This is a genomic window from Novipirellula aureliae, from assembly GCF_007860185.1.
Classification (GTDB): domain Bacteria; phylum Planctomycetota; class Planctomycetia; order Pirellulales; family Pirellulaceae; genus Novipirellula_A; species Novipirellula_A aureliae.
In genome coordinates this window covers 556,543-580,299 of the sequence record NZ_SJPY01000002.1, presented here as the reverse complement: position 1 = coordinate 580,299, position 23,757 = coordinate 556,543, and the positions used below count along the sequence as shown (strand labels likewise).

Here is a 23,757-nt window from a genome sequence, read left to right as displayed (position 1 = left end):
CAGACAAGGATCTTATCCGCCACACGCCGGTCAATCAAGACTTTTCCGTGTTAAGCTGCTTTGATAACGCGATTTTGCTTTGCGTAGGTGATCCACTCGGTGATTTCAGCCTTATCGGGCAGCTTTCCGCCTCGGATGATCCGCTTGCCATCCCGTGATCGACTTATCGGGTCGATGATGGCAAACAAGTCATCTGGTGTTTGAGCGGCTACCCTTTCGGCCGTCGTGACGCCAGCCAAGACGAGTAGCTGTGCGTCATGGCCTCGCAACATCGGGATTCGGCATACCAAGGTTGCTTGTTGTTGCCATGACAGGATGGTGTCGGAATCGACCCGGCGGTGATTCAACTTTTCGGCAACCGATCGCGTATTTGCGTTGATCAGATCATCGACCGTGAAAATACCAATTCGGTTTAATCTTTCGGCCATACGCGGGCCAATCGACGGGGCATCGACGACGTCGCTACCACGCTCGAGATAGAAACGCAATTCAGCCGCGGTGGACTCCGTCGTTCGATCGGTTCGGGGGATGCGGTTGGAACGTCTCGTCCGCTCGCTTCGGGTTTCCCGGTTGCTCCGATTTGCCCGTTCGTTTCGAGTAGCCCGTTCGCTTCGAGTAGCCCGCTCGCTTCGATTTGCCCGTTCGCTTCTTTCTGACGAGGGAGTCGTTTCACTTGGAAGCGACTCGGTCTCGCTGCGTTCCATTCGAACAACACCGCGGCTGGGCCGTTCGGAAGCACGCGTTCTTCGGCGACTCTGTTTGCTTCCGGCCGTGCGATTGCTTGCACTGCGATTGGTATTGCCGTTGGAGCGGCTGCGGTCGCTGGTTTGCTGGCCGCTGCGGCTACTTGATCGCTCCGATCGCAAGCCGCTTGAGCGGTTGGAACGCGATGCTCCGACGTTGCGGATACCGTAGCGAATCGGTTCACGGTAGGTGTCATAGGCGACGTCGCGACCAGCGATTGGATGTTCGTTTTGCCGTTCAATGTGCGTGCTACGGCGGACGGTCCGGCCGTCGACATAGCGAGTTGAGTTTTCGACGCCCCAGCTATTGGCGGCAGCGATCCAGCTTGTGATGCGTGATAGTTCGCGGCTGCTTCCACTCAGCAGCACTTTCTGACCCTCCTCGGTTGCCAAAAAGTCTTCGACTTGTTGGAGCAAGTCCGTTGGATGGGTCGCAGCCAATTGTGACGGAGTCGTGACACCACAGCCGACGAGGACTCGAGCGTCGAAGCCGCGAAGTTTGGGAACGCGGCAAACGAGCCGGCATTCACTTTGCCAGCGGCGAATCGTCGATGCGTCCACGTCGGCTAATCCGAGTGCATCGGATAGCCGGTTCGCATCTTGTTGCATCAGATGCGTGACATGAGTGACGTTCAAGCCGCGCAGTCGAGCAGCGGCAACCGAGTCGACCGACGGAGCTTGGTCGATCGGACTGTCAACGGTTAAAAAAAAAGCAGGCTCGGCGACATCGTGCCGATCGACTTGGCTAAGCGAACGATTCTCAACCGATCGTAGCGGATGCGACTTCGCCGTTTCAGAGACGGGTGGGGCCGTGGTGTAGGAATCGGTATAGAAGTAGCCGTTGCGATGCTTCGTATCAGGAGAGCGATCTTGGTATTCATGATCGACCATTTCGTAAGCATCTTGCCATGCGGCATCGAGCTTGCGATTGATGTATTCACCACCGCCTTCAGAGTGACGGGCGGTTGCCTGCAATGGGACATTCACGTCCGCGTACAAATGGGGATGGGGTCCCACATAGTTTTCGGATTGATAGTGTGGACGCCACAGAGGACGGTGAGGTTGAGTGTTTCGGTGAGCGTGTAAGTTGAAGCGACGGGCACCGACGCGAGTGGTTTGTTCGGCCAAGGCAGCGTCGCTAGTGAGCAGCAGGATTTGGCGGCCCGAGTTAGCGTAATCTCGCAGCGTTGCGGCGACGGGATGATTGAACCGACCGTCATCCCCAGGTTGGAAAAAGGAGGACGCCAAGCCAGTCGGGTAGCCTGACGAATCACGATAGTCGACATGCGATGCTATGATATCAGGCGTGGTTTCAATGACGAGCGGCACCGTTCGGCCGAGTCGTCCTAGTAGCTCGCCCGCTGCCATGCGAACGGCCAGGACAGCCAAGGCGCGGTCACCGGGTGAGCAATGTTCCTCATCGCGATCACCAATTTGAACGCCACTTCGATGGCTGGCATCATGGACATTTCCATGCCCTAGGTGAGCAGTCGGCCAAGAGATTTGACGCAATCGTCCGCCCGAAATGCGGCATAGCCAACGGCTGGCCGATCCTGCAAGTGGTGAGTGGGTTTGCAGATGAGGTACGCGTGTCGTGCGGAGCGTGTCGCGTAAATCGGAAGCACGCGTTCGCAGCCAAACGATCCGAGAGTAACGAGACAGTTTTTCATCGATCAAACGAAGTTCACGCGTCAGGGCTTCGCGAGTGATCGGGGCTTCGTGATAGGCCAGCGAATCACGGTCGATCGTCGCTGTCGGATGTAGTCCACGGCGAATTTGCATCGCTTCGGACAAACAAGCTTCGAGTTCCACTGTGACTTGATTGAGTTCCGCTTCCCGCTGTGCTCGCTCACCTTGATACCGCCCGTGCAGGTATTGATGATGGTTCGCCCACTTCTGTGTCTGCTTTTTCTCGACGGGCGTGTAGCGATGGATCAGCGACTCGCGATGCTGAGTCAATTGGTTCATCGTCGCCACGAGCCACTGCTCACTACGGTCGAGTTCATGGAGGTCTTTCGCCGTCTCGGATGCGGCATCGGTCGATGCCGAAGCGTGACGCAGTTCGTCTCGGATCGTACGCAATGTTTCTTCGAGTGATCGACTTGGGTACGTTGCCGACATCGGCTGTGATGAATACCAATCGAGGCTGAAATCTTTGTTGCGTTCGTTTGCGACTGCGTAGCGCTCAAGCAACCAATCGATTTGACGAGTAACCGAATCGACTCGACGCTCTAATTCGCTCGTCGAGTGCAAACCAGCCCAGTCGTCTCGAGTCTCAGCGTGATTCGCCTCCGTAGGATGAACATGGGCGGGCCGGGCTGTGGTGTTGTATCGGGTTGCCAATATGGCTTCTCGTAAACCACGCACTTCAAGTAGTGTCCGACGCCAACGAATCAATTGAGCATCCAAGTCGTCGAGGTTACGACGCAAATTCTCATCATGAATCGCGTGTTCGTACCGGTATTCATTTGTTGTCGTCGAGGTTCGAAGCTGTGAATCGACGTCGGTGATCCAATGTCGTAGTTCACTTTGTCGAGCACGTAGTTGGCTGATTCGATCATGTAATTGCGTTAGTCGTTCACGTGATGCTCGGCTTTCCTGATACGGGACACTCGATTCGTGATAGCGGTTTGATGGATGACCTGCTAGTTGGCGGGTCAATTCGTTACGTCGCGAGACCAATGCGTTATGGTCAAATGATTGATGGAATGGGAATGTCTCTTCAAGGCGAGCTAATTCGGTTTCGACTTCCGCCAATTGACTGCGAAGTCCCGCGTGCTGTCTGGATGAATCGTAATCCGCATGATGCTCATTCTCGGCCTGTCCGCTCGTGGGGGAAGTGAAGCCATTGCGTTCATAGAAGGGGTCGGAACCGGAGAGCGGAAGCGTTCGATAGGTTTCGGGGGAGTCGAGCCCATTTTTGAGACATGCGGAAACGACTCGAGCGACATTGACAATCGTCGTATCGGTCAAAACGCCGTCGACGAGCGATTCGGGCAGTTGAATAGCGCGAGCCGATTGGGCGGCAGTCGATTGGACGCCGACAGATCCAATCCAGCTATGGCGAAGCGATTGGTCGTAAGGAGAATGTGAATAGTGAGACGTGTTGCCGCGCGACTCAAACTCGAAGCTTCGCCGACCGGTCTTGGTTCCGTCCTGTTCGCGGCGGAAATGAAGCAGCCCATTTCGGTCAGCCCAGACGACGCGGCCGGAGGAAGAACTCATCATACCCAAGGGGTAATCACGGTCGACGAGCGAGTCGCGGATGAACCGAGCGATTGCCGTCTTGCCCGAACGCTCAGGACCATAGATGACGTTGAGGTGTTCAGCAAAAGGTCCCAATTCTACCTGGTGAAGGGATCCGTGAGCGTCTATGTCGATGCGTTCTAAAAGCATGGTCTGGCTCCTCCATGGCCACGATAATTCGAAAACGGACGTTGATTAGCAAACCAGCACCTTCCTGTGCTGCGGATGGTTTGCGACCGGAAATCATGCCGATCCGTCCACCTCATCTGCGGGGATGAAAACGGACTTTAATCGAAATCGCTATTTTTCCGAAATAGAGAAACTGTGAAACTCGACGATCTTACCCCCATTTTCTACTTTTTTTTGTGGCTCCAGCGTTTTAGTGGCTCTACCGAAGGATCCCTGGGTTGATTCATCAATCCCTAGTACAGAATGCTAGGCTTTTCAGGCATCGCAAGGCAAAATGAATGCTTTTTGACGCATCAACAATCTGACATTCAAAAAAATGCCTCGGCAAAACAAGCTGTTTTACCGGGGCCAAGCGACATTCCTTTTGCCCTGCGATGCCTCAAAAAAACTTCCACAACTGCTTATTAACTTCCTATTAACCTACAAATTTTTCTGAGAAGCCGTTTTTGTTTGCGTCGTCGGTATGATAACAAAACCAAACCTTTCACGCGATTTTCGTCCTTGTCGAGCTTGACGGGGAAAGTAGTAACGTCGTAACGTGAAGCCAGTAGGCGAGTCTCTCCGAGACTTGCAAGAAACCAGTAGGCGAGTCTCTCCGAGACTCGTAAGAAGCCAGTAGGCGAGTCTCTCCGAGACTTGCAAGAAGCCAGTAGGCGAGTCTCTCCGAGACTTGCAAGAAGCCAGTAGGCGAGTCTCTCCGAGACTTGCAAGAAGCCAGTAGGCGAGTCTCTCCGAGACTTGCAAGAAACCAGTAGGCGAGTCTCTCCGAGACTCGCAAGAATACGAGACACGCAAGAATACGATTCCGATGGCTCTCATGAGAACGGGTGAGCCATAAACGGCTAAGGATTTTGGATGGATTTGGCGTCTCGGAGAGACGCCGCTACGGAAGTGTATTTTGGATTTGGCGTCTCGGAGAGACGCCGCTACTGAAGTGTACTTTGGATTTGGCGTCTCGGAGAGACGCCGCTACTGAAGTGTACTTTGGATTTGGCGTCTCGGAGAGACGCCGCTACTGAAGTGCACTTTGGATTTGGCGTCTCGGAGAGACGCCGCTACTGAAGTGTACTTTGGATTTGGCGTCTCGGAGAGACGCCGCTATGGAAGTGTATTTTGGATTTGGCGTCTCGGAGAGACGCCGCTATGGAAGTGTATTTTGAATTTGGCGTCTCGGAGAGACGCCGCTACGGAAGTGTATTTTGAATTTGGCGTCTCGGAGAGACGCCGCTACGGAAGTGCACTTTGAATTTGGCGTCTCGGAGAGACGCCGCTATGGAAGTGCACTTTGAATTTGGCGTCTCGGAGAGACGCCGCTACGGAAGTGTACTTTGAATTTGGCGTCTCGGAGAGACGCCGCTACGGAAGTGCCCTTTGAATTTGGCGTCTCGGAGAGACGCCGCTTCGGAAGTGCACTTTGAATTTGGCGTCTCGGAGAGACGCCGCTACGGAAGTGCCCTTTGAATTTGGCGTCTCGGAGAGACGCCGCTACGGAAGTGTACTTTGGATTTGGCGTCTCGGAGAGACGCCGCTACGGATGTGCACTTTGGATTTGGCGTCTCGGAGAGATGCCGCTATGGAAGTGTACTTTGGATTTGGTGTCTCGGAGAGACGCCGCTACTGATCTGTACTTGGGAAAATTTGGCGTCTCGGAGAGACGCCGCTACTGAAAATTGATTCCGTGCCAAATTCATTACCCCTCTCAACTCTCTTGTCGCTTTCCGTTCTCGCAATGGCATCGGCCATGGCTGGCTGCGCATCGTGGATCGATCGCTCGAATGGAAACTCGACACCTCATTCAAGCCATCGTCAATTGACGTCCAGCTCCGAAGGCAGCCGGTCGATTGTCATTGATGTGGCTTTTCATCCAATTGAACCAGAGTTTGTCGACGAGGATCGCATTGCCTCACTTTGGCAATGGGTTGATGAAATGGTGATCGAACCAGCTCAACGAGAACGACTCGCCGCTAACGGGCTTCGAGTAGGAAAGGTGATTCGCCAAGATCAATTCGAATCGCGGTTGTCAGACATGTCGGGGCCTCAAGATGTTGTCGATATGTTCTTGAGTGAAGCCGACGTTGCCAGCGAGGTTTCGCACGGTGTCAATCGTATTCCAATGCGGTTGGGGAAACGCTACGAACTGCCGCTTCGTCAACCTCGTAGCGGCTCACACGTTACCCTCGTAAGTAGGAACCAAACGACCATAGGAAAGACACTTCAAGATCCGCAGTATTTGCTAGCGATCACGCCAACCAAGTCGGTCATGGAGGGGCAGGTACTGGTTCGTTGCCGGCCGGAGGTTCAGCATGGCAACACGCAGCACAAATGGGTTAGCAGTGAGTCGGCACTTCGGATCGATTCAAGCCGCGAGACGTGGTCACTCGATTATCTCGATATCAACTTCGAAGCGGCCGAGGGTGACGTGTTTTTGATCTCAGGATCCTATCCAAGTTTTGGGCTTGGCAAGGAAATGATGACGGGCAAATCGGTTGACAATGTCGAACAACAAGTGGTCGTGCTGTTGAAAATTTCCAAATTGCCATCGACACCTGAGTCCTTTTAGATGCGTGTACTTGTAACTGGATGCGGCGGTTTTTTGGGTAGCCATATCGTACGCCAGCTTTGCCAACGCGGCGACGAAGTGATCGGGATTTCGCGATCCGAGTATCCTGAGCTTGCAGGTTTGGGAATGACACATCGCCGCGGCGATTTGACCGATGCTGGTTTCTGCTTGGCGAATATTGGTGATGTGGACGCAGTGATCCATACCGCGGCCGTCGCCGGTGTATGGGGACCATGGCAGCACTACTACCAAACCAATACCGCCGCAACCGAACATGTGATCGCGGCATGTCGTGAAAACGGTATTCGAACACTGGTCTTTACCAGCAGTCCGAGTGTCACGTTCGATGGCGAGCATCAGCAAGGCGTTGACGAAACCGTCCCCTATCCGAAGCAGTGGCTATGCCATTACCCTCACACCAAAGCGCTGGCAGAGCAAGCGGTGCTCGGAGCTCACCAATGCGGCAAGCTTCACACGTTGGCTTTGCGGCCCCATCTGATTTGGGGCGACGACGACCCTCATTTGATCCCTCGAGTCATCGATCGAGCCCGCAGGGGCCGACTGCGGATTGTCGGTAACGGGTCGAATCAGGTCGATACCGTGCATGTCAGCAATGCGGCAGCAGCCCATCTGGACGGGCTCGATGCGCTCTCTAACGATCCCTCATTGGCTGGCGGACGAGCCTATTTCATTGCCCAAGACGAGCCGGTCGATTGTTGGCAGTGGATTGCAAAAATATGTGAAATCGGTGGTGTGAAACCGCCGCGGCAAAAGGTCAGTTTTCTGGCGGCCTATCGCATCGGTGCCGCACTTGAGACGGTTTACCGAATGACGGGCCGCCGCAGCGAACCGCCGATGACACGATTTGTTGCTGCTCAATTGGCAAAAGACCATTACTTCGATATCTCTGCAGCGAAAGAACGACTCGGCTATCGGGTCCGGGTCAGCATGGATGAAGGGCTCGAAAGCCTACGCCGGTCCCTGCAAAAGTAGGGCTCAGGCTTTCTTCCCTTTGTCGCTTTGCTCTCCGAGAATAGAGCTTAACACCCTGGCGAAACGCACAAGACGCGAAGTGAACTCCAAGGCAACCAAGTATCGCTTCTACGATTGGGTGACGGAGCCGTGATGACCATCACAATCGGAGATGGATCCAACGACGTTCAATCGTATCGTTCAATCGTATGGTAAATCGATTGGGTGGCGAAGTGTTGGAGTATGCGTTTTAGAAAGATGCGAAAATCGCTAAACACGATCGACGTCTGTTTGTCAAGCCATAAAATGACGCGGATGCAAATGTTGTCGCTTTGTGAGAAAGAAAGCTTAATTTGACTTGCGACCACTTACGATTCGTTACTACCATAAAGGGAGTGCAAGACATACGGGCTTCGTTTTTTTTTGAGCTCGTTTGACGAGTTGCGCCGAAGCGTCTTCAAGATTATTCCTTTTGCGGACAGGATATTCAGTTCATGATTCACTATACATGCGATCGTTGCAAACGAGAGATTGATGCTTGCCACGAAACTCGTTACACAGTGCGAATTGAAATCCAAGCAAGTTCTGATCCCGCTCTTGCTGATTTTGATGAAGACATTGATCATCTAACGGAGCTGCATCAAGTCCTCGAAGGTATTGCGGATGACGACTTGGATTTTCCGCTTTCGCTACCGGCCCAAATTGTGCGTTACGATTTATGTCCAGAGTGTCATCAACAATTCTTAAAGAATCCACTTGGGCGTGATGCGATGATGGCGATCGGGTTTAGCAACAATTAGAGGCAATCGCTCTCGTCGCGGAACAGGACATTCGTCCGGCATCACTTCGTGGCCGAGTTTTCGGCGATTTTCTACGACCCAGGATTCGAGGCTTTCGCTGACTTCTCACGGCTTACCTAGTCGCTTAGCGGCTACACACCTAGCACTTCTCTAGCGGCTAGACTTTGTCATCAACGCCCTCCTCACTTGGGGGCGTTTCTTTTTTGATTCCTTCGCTACAATGCGTGCCGATTCTCTTTTCAACAGTCATTCTTTTTCGACGGAGTTTTCAATCGATGACCACTGCCACTTTGCCCAGCCGTAATGAAGTCAAGAGCGAAGATTGTTGGGATTTGTCGAGTCTGTTTGAGAATGACCAGATTTGGGAAACGGAGCGTGAGAAGCTTGATGAGCGAATCGCAACCTTCGCAACCTTTCGCGGACGGCTTGGCGAATCCGCAGACGTGTTAGCCGAGGCCTTAGCCTTTGACAGTGAATTCGATCGTTTGGCTGAGCGGGTTGGGACGTATGCTTTCCTGCGAACGACGGAGGATCAAGGCGATAGCGAAAGCCAGGCGATGAAGATGAAGTTTCAAAACTTGGCCGTGCGGGCTGGGCAGGCAGCCAGTTTTTTTCGGCCTGAGTTGTTGGCGATTGACGAAGCCCGAATGGCGGAGTTGATCGCTGATGAAAAGCTGAAGCCTTATCGATTGCAGCTCGAGCGTCTGCTTCGCTATCGGCCTCATACTTTGACCAACAATGAAGAGCGATTGTTGGCGATGCAAGGCGAGATGGCATCTGCCGCTGGCAATGCTTTTCGACAACTCAATGACGCCGACCTCCGTTTTGGTGAAATCGAAGACGCCGATGGACGCAAAGTTGAATTGACCCACGCCACCTTTAGCCAATTTCTGATTAGCCCCAACCGTGAGGTTCGCAGAAAAGCATTTCACCAATACTACCAATCTTTTGTCGAGCATGAAAACACGCTCGCCGCGACCCTTAGCGGTAGCATTCAACGCGATGTCTACTATGCACGGGCAAGAAACTATCAATCGAGTCTCGAAGCTTCTCTGTTCCCTGACAATGTTCCGGTCGATGTCTACGACAACCTGATTACCGCCGTACGTGATTCGCTTCCGAACGTCCACCATTATTTGGATGTTCGACGACGCAAGATGGGGATCGACAAGATTCATCACTATGACACCTACGTTCCTATCCTTAGCGGTATCAAAAAGCAACACTCTTGGGATCAGGCGGTCAATCTTATTCTCGAATCACTTGCGCCCCTTGGCAATGAATACCTTGGTGTTCTAGAGGCCGGGCTTCGTGGTCGTTGGTCGGATCGGTACCCGAACCGAGGTAAACAAAGCGGGGCGTTTTCTTGTGGTACGTTTGATGCCGATCCGTACATCTTGATGAATTTCAAAGAAGAAGTGCTTAACGATGTGTTTACGTTAACCCACGAAGCTGGGCATTCGATGCACAGTTGGCATTCCGCGCGTCATCAGCCGTTTGAGTACTACAACTATACGATCTTTGTTGCCGAGGTCGCCAGCACGTTCAATGAGCAATTGCTAACCGATCATCTACTCAAAAACGCAGCGGATGATCAGGAGCGTGCGTATTTGATTAACAATGAACTCGATGGAATTCGTGCGACCGTGGTCCGGCAAACGATGTTCGCCGAGTTTGAGAAGATCACTCACGAGATGGCGGAAGCTGGGGAACCGTTAACGGTGAAAGCATTCCGCGATGTCTATCGGAATTTGCTGAATGCTTACTTTGGTGACGGCTTTGTGATCGACGATCAATTGGAACGCGAGTGTTTTCGCATCCCTCACTTCTATCGCGCGTTTTATGTGTACAAGTATGCGACGGGATTGAGCGCCGCGGTTGCTTTGTCGCGGCGTGTTCTCGAGGGCGGGCAAACGGAGCTCGACGACTACCTGCGATTTTTGTCAGGCGGATGTAGCAAAGACCCACTCGATTTGCTGCGAGATGCTGGAGTCGATATGACCGAACCGCAGCCAGTCGCTACCACCTTGAGCCGGTTCCGTGAATTGACCGATGAGTTGGATTCATTGATCTAGATTGTCACGCTGCTCTCCGGCCGGGAAGCGTATTGTCAATACGCTTCGCACGGTGAGCAGAGAGACATTGTAAGATGGCTAATGAATGAAGAATACGGACCAGCAAATGAAACAGTTTGTCCAAGTTTGGGCTGACGTGGGTGGAACCTTTACCGATTGCTTTGTGGTTGAAGATGGGAATCGAAGGAGCATGAAAGTGCTCAGCAGCGGTGTGATTCGCTTACCTGTCGTCCGTCAAGTCCATGCGAAATTCATCGTCATTTCTCCTGATCCCGTTGTATGCGAATTGCCCGAAGGTTTTTGGGGCGGTTGTACAATGCGATCGATTGGTCATGACGGTCAATCAATGGTTCTGGGAAAGATCAAGCGTTTCGATTCTGGCAGCGTTGCGTTTGAGTTGGACAAGCCGGTTCCGAATGACGTTTGTGTTACTCCAAACAGCATCATCGAACTCGATCCGAACATCGAAGCGCCTGTCTTGGCCGTTCGGTTATTGATGGGGATCTCACTAAGCGACGAACTGCCACCGCTTGATGTGCGCCTTGGCACAACCCGAGGCACCAATGCGTTGCTAACTCGAACGGGATCGAGCACCGCGTTGGTCGTTACAGCGGGGTTTGCCGATCTGCTGAGGATTGGTGATCAAGATCGTCCCGAGCTATTCGATTTAGTCATCAAGAAATTCTCGCCGCTGACCGAGCAGGTTGTCGAAGCCAAAGAACGACTCGATGCCAGCGGTGACGTGCTCATTCCACTTGACGAAGAGCATCTGCGATCAGAACTGAAAGAGCTTCGCAGGGGCGGAGTCGAATCGATTGCCATCTGTTTTATGCATGGATACTTGAATGACGTCCATGAAGAGATCGCTGAGCGAATCGCCAAGCAGGTTGGATTCGAGCAGATTAGTCGTTCGAGTGAAGTCGCACCGCTTATCCAAATGGTGTCGCGAGCCGAAACGACGACATTGGATGCCTATTTGAATCCGATTTTGGCAGAGTACGTTCAGCGCGTGGAAGAACAATTCGGTGGCCCTGACAAGTGCCGTTTGAGAATGATGACCAGTGGGGGGAATTTGGTGACCGCGGCTGCGTTCCGCGGCCGCGACAGTATTTTGTCGGGGCCAGCGGGCGGCGTCGTCGCTCTTGCTCATGTCGCCAAATCAGCCAATGTGTCCGCTGCGATTGGTCTCGATATGGGAGGCACGAGTACGGACGTTAGTCGGTATCGTGGACGTGTCGGGCGACGGTTCGAATCGCGAGTTGCGGGGGTTCGCGTAATGACGCCGATGATGGATATCAAGACCGTCGCGGCAGGTGGAGGATCGATTTGTGATTTCCAAGAGGGACGTTTGACCGTTGGACCCGCAAGTGCCGGGTCAACGCCTGGACCCGCTTGTTACGGCCGCGGTGGGCCACTCACGGTAACCGACGTTAATCTAATTTTAAATCGTTTGTCGGAAGACCACTTCCCCTTCCCACTCGATCGCCAAGCGGCGACCGAACGACTCAATCAGATTGCTGCAAAACTACCCGACTCTTTGTCGCCTGATTCGCTCGAAGCTTTGGCTGAAGGTTTTCTACAGATCGCGGTCACTCACATGGCCGAGGCGGTTAGAACGGTTAGTACAGCCGAAGGCAACGATGTTCGGCAAATGACGCTGGTAGGATTCGGTGGTGCTGCTGGACAACACCTGTGCCACGTCGCCGACGCGCTGTCAATGAACGAAATCATCGATCATCCGCATAGTAGCACGCTTAGTGCACTTGGTATGGGGTTGGCCGAAGTCGGTCGAGTGAACACGCGAGGGGTTTATCAGACGATCGATGGATCGACCCCGCAGGTACTTGCTCAACTTTGTGGCGAATTGAAAATCGAAACGCTACAAGAGCTACAGTCCGAGCGATTTGCAGAGGGAGACGTTCATTACGATTACGAGGTGGATGTCCGCTACGTGGGGACTCAGTCGACCCTAACGCTAGCCGCTTACCCACTTGAAACGATCGGCAGGCGGTTTCACGAAAAGCACCAGCAAACGTTTGGTTACCGGCGCAGCGATCGATTGGTCCAGTGCGTTTCGATACGATGCGAAGCGACCATCGTGGCTGAGCAAAGTGGATCGCAGCAAGAGCAGCTCGATCCCGACTCACCCGATGCGAAAACAACGTTGCCGAATTCTGAAACGTATCATGGCGTGGTCAATCGATGTGAATTGAAACCAGGTGATACGATAACGGCGCCGGCGATGATTATCAGTGGCGAATCGACGCTGATCGTCGAGTCAGACTGGAACGGTGAAGTGCTGTTCGATGGTACGATCCGGTTGCGTCGAACGCCATCGACATCGGTTTCGTCGGTCGCGTTACCGACCGAGAGCGTTTCGGCGGAGACCGACCCAGTGCTGCTGGAAATTATCGCCCGTCGCTTGCAAGGGATTGCCGATGCGATGGGAGAAGTTCTGCGGCGAACGAGTATTAGCGTCAACGTCAAAGACCGGCGTGACTATAGCTGTGCCGTTTTTCGACACGACGGATCGTTGATCGCCAACGCACCCCATGTGCCCGTTCATTTGGGAGCGATGGGGCATACGGTTCGGCATCTGATGAAAACATATCCGGTCATGTTCGCAGGCGATTGCTACTTGAGTAACGATCCATTTGCGGGCGGATCGCATTTGCCCGACGTAACATCGGTGACGCCTGTGTTTTGTGACAAGCACGTTCTTAGCGGTCGGCCTGATTTCTTCGTTGCAACCCGCGCGCATCATGCTGAAATTGGTGGGCGGACGCCTGGTTCGATGCCTCCTGATGCCGTTTGCTTAGCAGAGGAGGGAATTGTGATCCGCGATTTCGCCTTTGTTCGAGACGGTGTTTGTCGTGAAAAACAGCTAAGGGAGCATCTCATCAGCGGACCTTATCCGTCTCGAAACGCTGATGAGAACTTGGCCGACATCGCGGCTCAGCAAGCAGCGGGCGAGGAGGGAGTTCGTCGACTGATAGAAATGACAGAACTCTATTCGGTCGAAATCGTTGATCACTACATGCAGCGGATTCTTGAGGTTGCAGCGGATACCGTCGCCGAGTGGATTCGCGGTTTACCAAAGCATTCGATGACGTTTTCGGATTCGCTTGACGATGGTACCGAAATCGCTGTTTCGATCCAACGCAAGGACGCTCAACTTGTTATCGACTTTGCTGGAACTGCCGACGTGCATCCGCACGGTTTCAATGCAACACCTGCAATCATTACGGCAGCCGTTTTGTACGTGATCCGCTCTGTCTCAGGCAATTCCCAATTGCCTCTTTGCGATGGTGTGCTTCGGGACATCGATCTGCTCATCCCCTCGGGTTTGTTGAATCCGCCTGCGAATCATGATCCAAATCGATGTGCTGCGGTTGTCGCAGGCAACGTTGAAACGAGTCAACGAGTCGTCGACGTGTTGCTCGGCGCATTGCACGCTGCGGCCGCATCCCAGGGAACGATGAACAATCTACTCATCGGTGACGAAACATTTGGTTTTTACGAAACGATCGGCGGCGGAAGCGGAGCGACCAACGATGACAACGGGGCTGATGCTGTCCATACTCACATGACCAATACACGCATCACCGACCCCGAAGTGATGGAGTCACGGTTACCGCTCCGGCTAATGAGGTTCGAAATTCGACGGGGGAGTGGAGGGGATGGACGACGGCGTGGAGGAGACGGCATGATTCGGGAAATTGAGTTTCGAAAGACGTTGACGCTATCGTTAATTACCGGCCGAAGAACCCGCCCCCCCTACGGAATCGACGGTGGCAATGCCGGTAAAATAGGTAGAAACTCGCTATTCAAGAAGGGGAAACGAATCGACCTACCTTATGCAGTCACGACAATGGTCGAGACCGGTGACATTCTCTTGATCGAAACCCCAGGCGGAGGAGGGTGGGGGCAGGAGTCAGGGAGTCAGGAGAATAACAAATGACAAATGACAAATAACCCTCACAATTGTGACCGCGAGGGGAGTGGGTCAGATTTGCGGTTTGGAACGACGATGGATAGATGATAACCGACTACGTTTTCGCCTTATCGCCTTTTTTCCTCGAGTCCTGCTGATGTCAACCGCTAGCACCATGTTCAAGGAACCAGGCCTTAAAAAGGCCGCTGTGTTGTTGATGTCGATGCCGACGAAAACGGCCGCTCGGGTGCTTGCCCAATTGCCGCCACGAGCGATTGAGGCGGTTAGCATTATGATCGCACAGACTGAGTCGGTAGGTGGCAGCGAGCAAGAAGTCGTGATTGCTGAGTTTTTGACCAGTAAGGCGAGTTCGATCTACGCCAGCCCTGGCGGGTTGGAGCGGGCAAAAGAACTGATCCGCGAAGCTCTCGGACGCGATGCGACCGAAGTCATTGGCAATCTGCAACAAACGATCGAATCCACTCCGTTTGGTTTTATCAAAAAAGTCGATTCGCAAACGCTATTACAGTTCATTGGTGAAGAGCATCCGCAAACGATCGCACTTCTGTTAAGTCATGTTCCCGCAAACTATGCCTCCGAAGTGATGAGCGGCTTGTCAGCCGAAAAGCAACTTGAGGTCATCCGCCGAATTGCCTCGATGGGACGGTGTAGCCCCGATGCCGTTGCCGAATTGGAATTCGGTCTCGAAATGCGCCTCAGTAGCATGGTCAACCAACAACATAGCAACACCGGCGGTGTCGAGAGCGTCGCGGAGATTTTGAACGTTGTTGAACGATCGGTCGAGCGGACAATTATGGAAGCGCTCTCCGATGACGACCCTGAACTTTCCGACGACATTCGGCGTTTGATGTTCGTCTTTGAAGATATCTCGAAACTGGCTGACCGCGATATCCAATCGCTACTCAAAAATGTCGAAACCGCACAATGGGCGATGGGGTTGAAAGGGGCGAGTCAAACGCTGCAAGACAAGATCATGAAAAACATGAGCACGCGAGCGGCTGACAATCTTCGCGAGGAAATGGAGTATCTTGGTAGCGTTCGATTGAGTGAAGTTGAATCGGTCCAACAAAAGGTGGTCGATATCGTTCGCCATCTCGAAGACACCGGCGAAATCTCTCGCCCCACAGGTGATGAGGAAGACGAGTACATCAACTGATGTTCACAAGCGATGAGTGTAGAGAAACTCGCCGAAAGCTCCGAACCATATGATTCCCGCTACAGTCTTCTTCGATGGTACTCCAAAACCGGTACTCCAAAACCGGTGCTCCAAAACCGGTGCTCCAAAACCGGTGTTCCAAAACGCAGCGTGGAACGGGTAAGGCTGAGGGGGGGCATCGAATGAATGTCATTGATTCAGCAACGTTGCCGGTTAGGGAGGATACCCTTATCATAAGAGCAGACAGAACCCCCTAACCTCACTTGATGAGTTTTCTGATGAAGCGACATACCACTGGTTACCTCTTTTTCGTCCTCCTTGGCGAATTTCTGTTCGTCAACGTCGCCTGTGCACAACCGCCGGCCGCGGTTGCACCGGAAGTGGCAAAAACGGACAAGAAGTCGCAAACACCGGAGAAAACCGAGCGATCCTATCTTCGTGTTGATGAAACGGAAGAAGGCAAATCACGAGCGTTACAAACGGCGATTGTTCAGTACGTCGGAAAGCCTGGTTCTCCATTTGCTGGCCAAGAAGTCGATTTGGTGGGCGTGGTCCATATTGGCCAAGCTGAATACTACCAGGAACTCAAGAAGCGGTTGGCGACTTACGACACCGTGCTTTACGAGTTGGTTGCCCCCGACGGAACGCGAATTCGTCCCGAAGATTTGGAAAAACGTCGATCTATCTTGGCATCGATGCAATCGGGGATGAAAGATATGTTGAACTTGGAGTACCAGCTTGAAAAGATCGACTATATGGCCACCAACTTCCGCCATGCTGACATGAGTCCCGAGGAGTTTGCCAAAGACTTTAATCGTCGTGGAGACAGTATTTGGAAAATGGGAGCCCGGATGATGGGGGCCGGGATGGCTACCAATGCGGCTAACGGTGGTGAAGCAGGTTTGTTGTTGGCGTTGTTCAGCGACGATCGTGCTCGTCGAATGAAACAGGTGATGGCGCGGCAAATGGTTGATATCGACACCGTGACCGCTGGCATGAGCGACGAAAACGGTGAAGATACGCTGATCCAAGGTCGTAACGCGAAAGCTTTTGGCATCCTTCGAGACGAACTTGAGCAAGGGAAAAAGAGGGTCGCCGTCTTTTATGGTGCTGGCCATTTGCTCGACATGGCCAAGCGACTCGAGAAGAATTTCGAGATGACCTACGTCAAGACCGAATGGTTGGACGGTTGGGATCTGACCCGCAACTAAGCGATCTTTTAGGAGTTGGATTCCAGTCTTTAGCCGCTCCGCGCGCCGCTTGAATCGGTTAAAGCCTGGACTCTAACGTTGTGATTGATAAGAATGCGGCATCGGTATTTTCACTCTTTCAGTATGGGATGACTTCTATGCGTGTACTTTCTGGTATCCAACCAACTGGGCGGCCTCACTGGGGCAACTTTTTTGGAGCGATTCGCCAATACATCGATCTGCAACAGGAAAACGATGGGTTCTACTTTATCGCCGATCTGCACGCGTTGACGACCGTTCGCGATCCCGAATCCCTGCGTCAATACACGATTGACGCCGCACTCGATTTGTTGGCCCTGGGTTTGGATCCCGACAAAGCGACTCTGTTTCTTCAGTCGCATGTCCCCGAGGTATGCGAATTGACTTGGTTGCTGATGACGGGCACGCCGATGGGACTTCTCGAACGCTGCCACGCCTACAAGGAAAAAAAGGCGAAAGGCATGACAGCGGATGCCGGATTGTTTACCTACCCCGTTTTGATGGCCGCTGATATTTTGGCTTACGATTCCAAGATCGTTCCGGTTGGCCAAGATCAAGTTCAGCATATCGAGGTTTGCCGCGATATTGCCGGTAGCTTCAATCATACGTATGGTGAAACGTTTGTCTTACCCGATGCGAAAACGCTCGATCATTCTTCCAAGGTTCCAGGAACGGACGGTCAAAAGATGAGCAAGAGTTATGATAATACCTTGCCATTGTTCGGGAACGTCAAACAAATTCGCAAACAAATCATGCGGATTACGACCGATAGCCGCCCGATGGAAGACTCGAAAGAACCCGCGGACGACCACTTGTTTCAACTATATCGATTGTTTGCATCGGAGAGTGAAATTGAGTCGATGGCTGCAATGTATCGCCGCGGCGGATTTGGTTACGGCGAAGTAAAGAAGGCGGTCGCCGAAGCGAGTGAGGCGTACTTTGAAGACGCCCGCGCTCGACGCGACGAATTGGTTGCCAACCTCGATTTTGTTCACCAAACGCTTCGTGACGGAGCGGAGAAGGCCCGAAAAGTTGCCGCCGAAGTGCTCAGTCGTGCCCAAAGGGCTTGTGGAATACGTTAACCTATGACCATTCTGGGAATCGGAACGGAAATCGTCGAATGCGTTCGCATTGCGAAGATGATCGAACGGCATGGTGAGCAATTTTTGGAACGGGTCTATACGGCCGATGAAGTCGAATACTGTATCCAAACCGTTGATTCAACCCAGCATTTTGCGACGCGGTGGGCAGCGAAGGAAGCGGTGATGAAGTCGATGCGGTGTCGCCACCAAGGCGTGCGTTGGACCGACATTTCCGTCACGGTTCACAGCGGCCATGGAGCACAAATTGTCTTGTCTGGTGCGGCTCAACTTTGGGCCGAAACGCATCTAATCACTAAACTACACGTATCACTTGGCGTTTGTCGTACTCACGCGACCGCTTACGTGATCGCAACCGATGAATTGGATTGATTGCCTATGTTTCGTCTCGCACTGCACTGGCAAATCTTCATCGGCATGATCGCCGGATCGTTACTCGGTGTTACTCTCAACCTGACGTGCTCTCAACGTTCGGTCAAGATTACCGCTGCCGATGGATTGCCAAAAACAATCGTTTCGGCAGAAGTGAACGATTCGAGTTCTTCGACCACAATACGCTACACCGATAAGGAAGGCAAAACGACGGAGCGGATCATCGACCCGGTTTCAAAGAACCCCGACGTGTTTGCATCGATCGAAATGCTGGAGAAAACGGACCCGATCGCGGTTTCGGTCTATCATCACCATGGCCGCAGCTTCGCAAAGCAGGTGGGGGCGTGGTTTTCGAAGATTGGTGGTCTGTTTCTAAGGATGTTGCAGATGGTGGCCGTGCCCCTGATCGTCACCTCTTTAACGACGGGTATCCTAGGGCTCGGTTCCTCGGCGGGCATTGGACGGATGTTTCGCCGTACGATTTTGTACTATCTATGCACGAGTTTGCTGGCGATCTCGACAGGTCTATTTGCGGTCAATTTGGTTCGTCCTGGGCTTCGCGGTGCGGAGGTAAAGCAAGCGGTGACCGAGCCTGCCGAAGCAGCCTCTTTGGTGGACGTTTTGTTCGATCAACTCGAAGCGATGATTCCCAAGAATCCACTGCACGCGTTCGTCGCACCGAATTACTTATCGATCATCGCCTTTACGGTGGCATTCGCGTTGTTCACGATTTCGGTGGGGGGGGCGACTCTTGAGCGAGTCGGGAACATCGCGACCGCCGGTTTCGAAGTGATGATGGCGATGACCATGGCGATCATCCGTTTGGCTCCGCTTGGCGTCTTCTTTTTGATCGCAGCCGTCACGGCGACACAGGGAATGAACGTTTTTTTTGCTTTGGCTTGGTATGTGGTCGCCGTTTCGTTGGCGCTCGGCTTTCATGCCTTGATCACGCTGCCGTTGATTTTGAAATTCGTTGCCAAGCGAAGTCCGTATGAATATGCCAAAGCGATGTCGCCAGCGCTATTGACCGCGTTTAGTAGTGCCAGCAGCAACGGAACCTTGCCTCTCACGATGTCAAACGTTGAAGAACGAGCAGGGATCAGCAACCGGACGGGGTCGTTCGTCTTGCCGCTCGGTGCGACGATCAACATGGACGGTACGGCGTTGTATGAAGCCGTTGCCGTGTTGTTTATTGCTCAACTACATTTTGGAATGAACTTGCCCGCCAGCCAACAAATTGTGGTGGCAACGACGGCGTTGTTGGCCAGTGTGGGAGCTGCTGGGATTCCGCACGCGGGCTTGGTGATGATGGCGATCATTTTGCACGCGGTCGGTTTGCCGATTGAAATGCAAGGCGTGATTTTGGCGGTTGACCGAGTCCTCGACATGGCTCGAACAGCCGTCAACGTATGGAGCGATTCGTGTGGCTGTGCCGTCGTCGAGTCTCTCGAAGTCAAAGACGCCGCGGCATAACGAATCGCTCGGAATCATGAGTTTCGTCCGGGTTTCTGCACCCTCCCCCAAACTCCGTTTGGTAGAGGTGGGACGGTTGTTGACTTAGCTGGAGTATCAAACCGCCATGATCTCTTCGCTGCGTCGGCAAACGCCTACCCGCTGTGGCAGTGGCTTGCTGGGGCAAGATCCCCCAGCCACTCGTTTGCCAAGCCGGAAATCGAGTGGTGACAAAGCACGACAGCTAATCTCCGATTTTTGCAGCATCCGGTTCGACGGGAGGCAGGACTGCTTTCGGTTTTTCCGTAACGGTGCCTGGTACGAGCCATGGGCCTTTCGAGTGGTCTTTGATGAGCTGGGTCAACTCTTCGGAATCGATTGCTTCCACATCGAGTAGGCGTTGGGTGACTGCTTCGAGGACTTCGCGGCGTTGCTCCAGGATTTCGCGTGTTTGCATCAGAGCGTCTTCGATGATTCTGGCTACCTCTTTGTCGATCATCTTCGCCATGTCTTCGCTATGATTCATCTGCAAACCATCGCCTCCGCCGCCCGCCAAGAAAGGTGACCGAGAACTACGCCGGAAATTGATCCGACCCATCCGGCTCATGCCGTAGTCCATCACCATACTGCGAGCGATTTCGGTACATCGTTCCAAATCGTTCTGAGCGCCGGTGCTGATGTCTTGGAAAATCATCTCTTCGGTTAGGGTTCCCGCGAGCAACACCTTCATATTGCTTTCGAGTTCTGACTTGGTCATCAAGTATCGATCTGATTCCGGACGCTGCATCGTGTAACCGAGAGCTGCCAAACCGCGTGGTATGATACTGACTTTATGAACGGGGTCGGTGTTGGGAAGGGCGGCAGCGACAATCGCGTGGCCTGCTTCGTGGTAGGCAACGCGGATTTTTTCGTCCTCGTTCATCACGCGGTTCTTTTTCTCGAGTCCTGCGGTCACTCGTTCGACCGCTTCATTAAACTCTTGCAATCCCACGGTTTGTTTTTCGGCGCGGGCGGCCAATAACGCCGCTTCATTAACCAAGTTTGCCAAGTCAGCGCCGACGAATCCAGGTGTAATCGAGGCGATCTCGCGAAGGGTGACGTTTTCATCCAAGCGTACACTTTTTACGTGCACCTTCAAGATTTCTTCACGGCCACCCACATCCGGACGATCGACGAGTACGTGACGATCGAAACGACCGGGACGCAGCAGTGCCGGGTCGAGTGTTTCTGGGCGGTTGGTTGCGGCGACGATGATAACTCCGGAATTGGAATCAAACCCGTCCATTTCGACGAGCAGGGCATTGAGCGTTTGTTCGCGTTCGTCGTGGCCACCGACGACACTGCCGCTGCGGCTCTTGCCGAGTGCGTCTAACTCGTCGATGAAAATGATGCACGGTGCACGACTGGTCGCTTGTTGGAACATGTCGCGAACGCGAGCGGCGCCGACGCCGACAAACATCTCGACAAAGTCGCTTCCTGAAAGACTGAAAAAGGGCACGCCCGCTTCCCCGGCGATTGCTTTGGCCAAAAGTGTTTTTCCTGTTCCCGGCGGGCCGACGAGCAGGACACCCTTGGGGATGCGGCCACCGAGTGCTTGATACTTTTCGCTATTCTTCAAAAAGTCGACGACCTCACGAACTTCGTCAATCGCTTCCTCAATTCCTGCGACATCGTCAAACGAGATCGGCAAATCGTCTTGTCCGTACAATTTTCCCCGGCTTCGTGAAAACGACATCGGCGAACCGACACCGCTGATCCGCCGCAGCATCATGATTCCTAACATCACTAAAACTCCGATCATCAGCAATTCGGGCCAATGATCTTGGAAGAAACGACTAGGCCGATCATTGTCCCAAACGACGTTTGACGCGGCGAGTAGCTCGGTCAGTTGGCGATCCTCGGCCTCGTTTCGAATCGTACGAATCGTCTTGAATGCAAGTCGCTTCGCGGGTTCGCTCGACGTACTGCCCTGGGTGCCCAATTCCCGATACATGACGGTACCGGTGATCGTATCCTCGGCAACCTTGATTTGCTTCGGTTCACTGTATTCGACCCAAATCTTTGGGTCGGTGATTGACGGTACGGTTAGAGAGCGAACGGGCGCCTCGGGATCTTCACTCGATATATCAGACGAGACAACTAAATCATGCGTCTGGTCGTGATACTCCGCCTCTTTTTCGAGTAGGGCTAACAAATCGGGATAGCGTAAACGCCGTTCGGTATCACCAAACAGAAACGCGCTGGCCAGCACCACCGTGACCACCACTGCCAGAACCAACCAGACGTTCCCCCCGCTGCGAGGATCATTCGAATGGTTTTTCTTTCGTTTCTCATCACTCATATAATTCTAATTCGCTCTGTGAGTTTCGCTTTAGCAGATTTCAAATGCAGGAAAACAATGTTGCCCGCCGCCGTGGATCTTGTTGAGGATCCTCACGTACAGGGATCTTTCACAAGCGGGGATCTTCCACAAGCGGGGATCTTCCACAAGCGGGGATCGTTAACCAATCGGGATCTTTAACAAGATCCACTACCGCAAGTCCGTTTGTCAACACTTTGGTTGCCATCGCGGCGGGACAAGTCTAATTTAGGGGAACCGTTCTTTCGAACCTAACGTATCGTTCATTACATCTCTTTTCCCTTTTTGGTTCTCTCCGTCGTCATGTTGCCAACCGAAACCGCGATCAATGAGCAACGCAACCGCGAAATGGCGACGACACGAGTCGCCGTTCTGGGGGCAACCGGCAGTATCGGGACAGCGGCTTTGGGGGTTCTGAGGCATTTAGACAAGGTTGATCCCGAGTCGCGGTGGCGATTATTTGCTGCCTCAGGGCATGGAAATATGAAATTACTCGGCGAGAGTCTCGATGCGCTGGAGCATCCTCCCGAGCATGTTATCTTGTCCGATCCGGAATTAGCACCCCATTTTTCGACCCGTCACCCGCTCGGGCGATCGTCGGGTCAGAGTCAGGTCAGTCTCGGCCCGGAAGCTCTTGTCCGAATTGCCAGCGACCCGATGGTCGACGTGGTGGTTGCCGCAATCGTCGGTCGAGCGGGACTCGAGAGTACGCTGGCAGCAGTGGAGGCTGGCAAACGTGTCGCCCTTGCCAACAAAGAAACGATGGTCGTTGCTGGCTCGCTTGTCCAGAGGATGGTCCAACGCAGCGGCGGTGAAGTCACTCCCATCGACAGCGAGCATTCGGCCATTTTCCAGTGTTTGGGCGAAAAGTGTTGCAAGCCGAAAAAGCTGGTTTTGACTGCTAGCGGGGGACCGTTTCGTCGTTGGACGGTCGAGCAGATGGAAAATGCAACCTTAAAGTCTGCATTGAACCATCCAACCTGGGACATGGGGCCGAAGATTACGATCGATTCAGCGTCAATGATGAACAAGGCACTTGAAGTGATTGAGGCTCGCTGGTTGTTCGATTTACCTGCCGAGGCAATCGAGGTCGTCGTGCATCCACAATCGATCATCCATTCCATGATCGAGTTTGACGACGGATCGGTGATCGCCCAATTGAGCCCACCGGACATGCGTCTACCTATCCAGTATGCTTTGACGTATCCCCGACGACTGCCCTGCGAAGTACCGACACTGGATCGATCGCAACGTTGGGATTTAACGCTCGAACCGGTCGACCGAGATCGTTTTCCTGCTTTAGACCTCGGTTTTGAGGTCGCCAGGGCAGGTGGAACGACTGGCGCGGTGCTAAATGCTGCAAACGAAGCAGCAGTCGGTCTATTCTTGGAAGACAAAATCCGCTTTACTGACGTCGTGGCGGCTTGTCGCACCTGTTTGGATAACCACACTTTTGATGCGAATCCATCGCTCGACACCCTGCTCAAGCTTGATACTTGGGCTCGCGGCGAAGTTCGTAAGATGACGCAGTAACCAACAAAACCGATAC

At 53.2% G+C, this 23,757-nt stretch carries 14 protein-coding genes; 12 read left to right on the top strand and 2 right to left on the bottom strand.

What is annotated here, in order from left to right; translation table 11 throughout:
• Nucleotides 1-50 precede the first annotated feature (50 nt).
• Nucleotides 51-4,139, bottom strand: coding sequence for a DUF4332 domain-containing protein (locus tag Q31b_RS07960; protein ID WP_146599139.1), 4,089 nt, complete (start codon nucleotides 4,137-4,139; stop codon nucleotides 51-53).
• A gap of 866 nt (nucleotides 4,140-5,005) precedes the next feature.
• Here Q31b_RS07960 and Q31b_RS28015 point away from each other — a divergent pair.
• The 11 genes from Q31b_RS28015 to Q31b_RS07910 all read left to right on the top strand — a co-directional run bounded on the left by Q31b_RS28015 (nucleotide 5,006) and on the right by Q31b_RS07910 (nucleotide 19,870).
• Entirely contained in the window at nucleotides 5,006-5,197 is a 192-nt protein-coding gene (locus tag Q31b_RS28015; protein ID WP_197171139.1) for a hypothetical protein, read from the top strand.
• A 659-nt stretch (nucleotides 5,198-5,856) separates the two neighbouring features.
• Nucleotides 5,857-6,738, top strand: coding sequence for a hypothetical protein (locus Q31b_RS07955; protein ID WP_146599138.1), 882 nt, complete (start codon nucleotides 5,857-5,859; stop codon nucleotides 6,736-6,738).
• On the top strand, nucleotides 6,739-7,731 hold the full coding sequence (locus Q31b_RS07950) for an NAD-dependent epimerase/dehydratase family protein (RefSeq protein ID WP_146599137.1): 993 nt from the start codon (nucleotides 6,739-6,741) through the stop codon (nucleotides 7,729-7,731).
• 473 nt (nucleotides 7,732-8,204) lie between these two features.
• On the top strand, nucleotides 8,205-8,510 hold the full coding sequence (locus Q31b_RS07945; protein WP_146599136.1) for a hypothetical protein: 306 nt from the start codon (nucleotides 8,205-8,207) through the stop codon (nucleotides 8,508-8,510).
• A 275-nt stretch (nucleotides 8,511-8,785) separates the two neighbouring features.
• Nucleotides 8,786-10,585 carry an oligoendopeptidase F gene (gene pepF, locus Q31b_RS07940; protein WP_146599135.1) on the top strand — a complete coding sequence of 600 codons (1,800 nt, stop codon included), beginning with the start codon at nucleotides 8,786-8,788 and terminating at the stop codon, nucleotides 10,583-10,585.
• Between the two features lie 85 nt (nucleotides 10,586-10,670).
• Nucleotides 10,671-14,546 carry a hydantoinase B/oxoprolinase family protein gene (locus tag Q31b_RS07935; RefSeq protein ID WP_231617391.1) on the top strand — a complete coding sequence of 1,292 codons (3,876 nt, stop codon included), beginning with the start codon at nucleotides 10,671-10,673 and terminating at the stop codon, nucleotides 14,544-14,546.
• A gap of 130 nt (nucleotides 14,547-14,676) precedes the next feature.
• Entirely contained in the window at nucleotides 14,677-15,696 is a 1,020-nt protein-coding gene (gene fliG / locus Q31b_RS07930; RefSeq protein WP_146599134.1) for a flagellar motor switch protein FliG, read from the top strand.
• Nucleotides 15,697-15,974: 278 nt separating this feature from the next.
• Entirely contained in the window at nucleotides 15,975-16,907 is a 933-nt protein-coding gene (locus Q31b_RS07925) for a hypothetical protein (protein ID WP_231617390.1), read from the top strand.
• Nucleotides 16,908-17,044: 137 nt separating this feature from the next.
• On the top strand, nucleotides 17,045-18,007 hold the full coding sequence (trpS, locus tag Q31b_RS07920; RefSeq protein WP_146599133.1) for a tryptophan--tRNA ligase: 963 nt from the start codon (nucleotides 17,045-17,047) through the stop codon (nucleotides 18,005-18,007).
• A gap of 3 nt (nucleotides 18,008-18,010) precedes the next feature.
• Nucleotides 18,011-18,397: a holo-ACP synthase gene (gene acpS, locus Q31b_RS07915; RefSeq protein ID WP_146599132.1), complete on the top strand. Its 387-nt coding sequence runs from the start codon at nucleotides 18,011-18,013 to the stop codon at nucleotides 18,395-18,397.
• A gap of 6 nt (nucleotides 18,398-18,403) precedes the next feature.
• The gene (locus tag Q31b_RS07910) at nucleotides 18,404-19,870 is read left to right on the top strand and encodes a dicarboxylate/amino acid:cation symporter (protein ID WP_146599131.1); all 1,467 of its coding nucleotides are present in this window, start codon (nucleotides 18,404-18,406) and stop codon (nucleotides 19,868-19,870) included.
• A gap of 223 nt (nucleotides 19,871-20,093) precedes the next feature.
• Here Q31b_RS07910 and ftsH read toward each other — a convergent pair whose 3' ends face one another.
• Nucleotides 20,094-22,190 (bottom strand): ATP-dependent zinc metalloprotease FtsH, encoded by a 2,097-nt coding sequence (ftsH, locus tag Q31b_RS07905; RefSeq protein WP_146599130.1) that lies wholly within the window; start codon nucleotides 22,188-22,190, stop codon nucleotides 20,094-20,096.
• A 321-nt stretch (nucleotides 22,191-22,511) separates the two neighbouring features.
• On the opposite strand from ftsH, the gene dxr reads away from it, so the two are divergent.
• Nucleotides 22,512-23,741 (top strand): 1-deoxy-D-xylulose-5-phosphate reductoisomerase, encoded by a 1,230-nt coding sequence (dxr, locus tag Q31b_RS07900; RefSeq protein ID WP_231617389.1) that lies wholly within the window; start codon nucleotides 22,512-22,514, stop codon nucleotides 23,739-23,741.
• Nucleotides 23,742-23,757: the final 16 nt, after the last annotated feature.

Bases quoted from the DNA above. Each gene is read 5' to 3' on its own strand.
- Q31b_RS07960 (WP_146599139.1), bottom strand. From the start codon at position 4,139: ATGCTTTTAGAACGCATCGACATAGACGCTCACGGATCCCTTCACCAG.
- Q31b_RS07950 (WP_146599137.1), top strand. From the start codon at position 6,739: ATGCGTGTACTTGTAACTGGATGCGGCGGTTTTTTGGGTAGCCATATC.
- Q31b_RS07945 (WP_146599136.1), top strand. From the start codon at position 8,205: ATGATTCACTATACATGCGATCGTTGCAAACGAGAGATTGATGCTTGC.
- pepF (WP_146599135.1), top strand. From the start codon at position 8,786: ATGACCACTGCCACTTTGCCCAGCCGTAATGAAGTCAAGAGCGAAGAT.
- Q31b_RS07935 (WP_231617391.1), top strand. From the start codon at position 10,671: ATGAAGAATACGGACCAGCAAATGAAACAGTTTGTCCAAGTTTGGGCT.
- fliG (WP_146599134.1), top strand. From the start codon at position 14,677: ATGTCAACCGCTAGCACCATGTTCAAGGAACCAGGCCTTAAAAAGGCC.
- Q31b_RS07925 (WP_231617390.1), top strand. From the start codon at position 15,975: ATGAAGCGACATACCACTGGTTACCTCTTTTTCGTCCTCCTTGGCGAA.
- trpS (WP_146599133.1), top strand. From the start codon at position 17,045: ATGCGTGTACTTTCTGGTATCCAACCAACTGGGCGGCCTCACTGGGGC.
- acpS (WP_146599132.1), top strand. From the start codon at position 18,011: ATGACCATTCTGGGAATCGGAACGGAAATCGTCGAATGCGTTCGCATT.
- Q31b_RS07910 (WP_146599131.1), top strand. From the start codon at position 18,404: ATGTTTCGTCTCGCACTGCACTGGCAAATCTTCATCGGCATGATCGCC.
- ftsH (WP_146599130.1), bottom strand. From the start codon at position 22,190: ATGAGTGATGAGAAACGAAAGAAAAACCATTCGAATGATCCTCGCAGC.
- dxr (WP_231617389.1), top strand. From the start codon at position 22,512: ATGTTGCCAACCGAAACCGCGATCAATGAGCAACGCAACCGCGAAATG.